General features: G+C 49.9%; 2 protein-coding genes and 1 pseudogene. All 3 read right to left on the reverse strand.

Going from position 1 to position 3,948, the window contains the following annotated elements; translation table 11 throughout:
• Nucleotides 1-3,182, reverse strand: a 3,182-nt coding sequence (locus VR7878_RS19710) for a LysM peptidoglycan-binding domain-containing protein (RefSeq protein WP_077337686.1), incomplete at its 3' end; no start/stop codon positions are given.
• On the reverse strand, nucleotides 3,175-3,741 hold the full coding sequence (locus VR7878_RS19715; RefSeq protein ID WP_077337687.1) for a DUF4123 domain-containing protein: 567 nt from the start codon (nucleotides 3,739-3,741) through the stop codon (nucleotides 3,175-3,177). The genes VR7878_RS19715 and VR7878_RS19710, both read right to left, overlap by 8 nt.
• 3 nt (nucleotides 3,742-3,744) lie before the next feature.
• Nucleotides 3,745-3,948, reverse strand: a pseudogene (locus VR7878_RS19720) (hypothetical protein); the annotation flags it as partial.

Consider the following 3,948-nt stretch of genomic DNA (forward strand, 5'->3'; position numbering starts at 1 on the left):
TCACCGAAAGCTTCAATGCGTTTAAAGCCGGATTCATTGAGCATGGCGAGCAGGCATTGAATAAAGCGGTCAACGTTGAGCGCATCAAGGGCGATGGCGACTTTGCCTGACGCACCGGGGCCGCAGACCAGTTTGGCTGCGGCAATCACATATAAAGCTCCGCGGTGGAAAGTAATGCTGAACTGAGCCGATAATCCGATGCCATAGCTGACAGCTGCCTGAACCGCTAAACTCCCTAAGCGCATCATCTTGCCGCGCTCCGCACTATTGGAGATGTCAATCGTCGGTGGCCGCCAGTAGACCTCACCACTCAGTTCTCCCCCGACTTCAACCCCGGCAAAGGCATCGACGGTAATTCCTGCTTGTGCGGCGGAGTTCTTTTTGAGTGTGCCGAGTGCCCTTTGCCCGACGGATTGCTCTGACTGTGGCAAGGATGGTGGCGGTGCTGCGCGGACTTGGCTGATTTCACCGGCATTATAGTCCGCTGTTGTAATCGCCTTACCCCGGACACCGAGTTCACCCGCTTTCGTTGTGGCCGGGCCGAAGCAAAGATTCCCGGCGATACTGACACTGGCGGCTGCTAAACCATAAATCGTGGCGGAGACGCGCATAAACATCTCACCGGCATCATAAATGTCCTTTTTATCTTGTCCATCCACGTTTTTCAGATAATGGATTGCTAGTGGTTTCCCCTTGAACTGGCGTTTGTCTTTATGGTCATCATTTTCAGGTTGCAGCGGGAACCACGCCTTCGCCGTTAATTGAGCCCGGAATAAATCCGCAGTGAAATTGAGTGCGCCACCGGCAGTGGTATCGGTATTGACCGCGAGATTATTGTATTCGCTTAACGGGAGGTTGAGGTTGGTCTTCACACTGGAAGACAAGCGCATAAATTGTGCGGAAGCATCAACCACATATTGAGAGGATTTGCCGTCCGGCCCGAGCCCTTCTTCCCAGTGATAGCTGTCTGACCAGAATGCCGATACTTCTGATTTTTTCTCTGCGGCTAAGTTGATTGGGTTGAGCAGGAACTTGCCATTCAGCATACTCGCTTTCAATGCCTTAACGCCATCCGTTTTGATGGATGTACGGATGGCTTTCATCGCCTCAGACAGGGTCGGAAATGCATTGGCTTCGGTCTTAATGTTTCCCGGTGTTTTACCGTCAGCCGCCGGGCTGACCAGCGCGACCTTAGTGGTAATATCGCTGAGGTGGCCTTTTGCCAGCAGGGTGTCTTTTTCGTCTTTAGGTAAATACCACGCCGGGCCTCGCACCCAACCGAGTGTTCCTTCAGACATCAACACACATTCAACCACCTGAAGGTCGGCTTTGCCGGTCTCTTTATGGAAGACTTTGGTCTTTTTCTCTTTGGGTTGATACTCTTTTTCTTCCCAGAGCAGCAGGTAGCTGGTTGGGATTTTATCACCGCTGAGGTAGAAATTACGCAGTGAATCGGCGCCTTTTTGGGCTCTCGATGTAGCGATGGTTTTCAGCGCATCAATTCGCGCCATGGCGAGCTTTTTCAGCCACAGTAAGTCACCGAACATATCCGGTGCAGGCATCCGTTTGTTTTGCTCATCTTTATCAAGGCCCAGCAGTTCATCTAAGTCGGCTATCCACTTGGTGATTGTCGCATCGACTAGTTTGACCAGCGCCAGACAGGGGTAATAGGCCCATTGCCCTGCGCAGCCCTGACTGAGCAGTGATTTAATCAGCTCTTCTTCAGTCTGTTTACGGGTACCGTCGATATTTGTGGCGTGCAACGCTTCCTTATTGACCTTGAGCTCGGTCAGCAAGTCGTTGACCAGTTTTGCCCCTTCGGTAATTTTGACCGGCAGTCCGTTGTCAGTGAGGAATTTATTATTCCGCCATTCTGAAAAATTCTTCTCAAGGGTTTTGGGGCCGAGGTGTGCCGGACTGGTGCCTTCGAGCTCAGCCATGGTCAGACATTGCTCTTTGAGAACATAGCCATACAAGTTTAATTGATTCAGATTCTCAGCAAAAGTTCGAGAAAAGAGCAATGGCGGCGGACCAAGCGTTCTATCCGATTTGCCGGCAGCCCTTGCTTCCGCAGCTCTTTTGACAAACTCGTTCGCCTGTTTAACTTCCTGATCCCAGTGATATTTAATGCTCTTTGTTGCCTGCTCATGGGAATGAAGCGCCAATGTTGCATCGCTCCCCCGTCTCTTGTGTATCAGATTCACCGCTTTTACCGCATGCTCGATCTCTTTTTCATGCGTACTGGTGAAGTAACTCAGTTTTTTGTCATAAACATAAGAAGAGCCGTCATCGGCCTTTTTGTTTTTTGCGGTAAGCTCTGCGACCTTATCCAGTTTTTCGATCTCATCGTCGAGATGATCTTGTAAGGTTTCTTTTAATTTCTTTCTGGCTTGCTCGAGATGATAGGCTTGTTTACTCGCCTCATCGAGATACTTTTTCACGCTGCTACTGGTGAGCAGTAATCTCTGAGCAATTGGGTCTCTCCACATGACACTGACAAGTAACCAGTATTTGACCTTTTCCCATGTGGCATAACGCTTAAGTAGTTTCTCGGTATCAAGGCCTTCTTGTTCGGCAAGGCTGCCGATAAACCCATTTTCGCCACCGTGTTGATAATCTTTCGCTGCACCGGAGCGAATCGTCTTACGCATATGGAGTAGAAAACGGTAACGCTTCAGGTCATCTTCTGATTCGAGGAACATCTCATGCGGGCTGGTATAAAAGCGTGAGAGAATTCCGAGGCGATTGAGGTTTTGGATGGTCTCGGTTTGATCTTCAACGATCGATTTTGCTAATAGTTTGTGTTCCGCCTGAATCGCTTGTTTGACTTCATCGGTAATGGCGTAAAACCGTTTTTGTTTTTCGGTCGGGTGTGACGGAACATACAGGATATCGGTAAACGGGGTATCCTTTCCGGAGCATAGATCACCGGCACAGGCGTCTTTTTCCGGTGGCTTGGGGATCTCATCCCGGCTGCCGGGCTGGTTATCGATTGCAGAGTTTGCATCCTCTCCGGGCAGAATAATGGTATCACCGGCATAGATCAGATCGATATCGTCAATCAGATCGCTGTTCAGTTTTGCGAGAATTTCCGGCTTGGTACCAAAATGCTCTGCAAGCAGACTTAAACAGTCACCGGGTTTTATTGTATAAGTTTTCGGTGTCTCAGTTGGATTAGCCATAACGTTGTTCTACCAATGCGTTAAATACGGGGGATTGTAAATGGTACGGTAACTGGAAATCGGCTTCGATCTTCGCCTCGGGAAACTGTCTGAGTGAATGACCGTTCTGCTGGCTGTCTACCCAACTCAGTGCCTGACACGGGCCCAGCAGCGTACATCGATCCTCCGCGGTGGTTTCTGGCGCAACGTCATTCCATATCGGGCTGGCGTAATAACGGAATAGAATCGGGGACTCAGCAACGACCACATAAAGCAGTGCCTGAAAATGCTGAATGACCGATTCAGTCGCAACAGACGGATCACAGGAAAACAGCACACTACTGGTTCGGAGTGCAAAATCTTCTTTGAGCTGTCGCTCGATTTCTGTCACACCGCTATAACGGAAAGCCACCGGGCTTTGTTCAATTAAATGATCGAACGGGGTACCGGCAAACAGGCGATATAACTCAACGTTTTTCTCATACTGGTAAACGAGTTGGGTAATATCCGGTACCCGGACGGAATCAACCACCAGCCAATGTACCAGTGAACTATCTTGTAATTCTGGGAAAAGCCTCATTATTTATGCCTCCGAGGTACACGGACAGTCACCACGCGGACAGCTTCCGTCCGGCTGGCGCTGACACATTTTCGACATCGGTGTGTTCTGCATTGAAACCTGTTCAAATGCCGGTGCCTGAATATTTTTCGGCGAAGCAAGCGTGTAGATCGCCGGGGATGCAGGCGTTTGGGTTGCAGTGATATCTAAAGCCTGCGCCTCCTCCGG

The sequence above is a fragment of the Vibrio ruber DSM 16370 genome, assembly GCF_900163965.1.
GTDB lineage: Bacteria > Pseudomonadota > Gammaproteobacteria > Enterobacterales > Vibrionaceae > Vibrio > Vibrio ruber.

Bases quoted from the DNA above. Each gene is read 5' to 3' on its own strand.
- VR7878_RS19715 (WP_077337687.1), bottom strand. From the start codon at position 3,741: ATGAGGCTTTTCCCAGAATTACAAGATAGTTCACTGGTACATTGGCTG.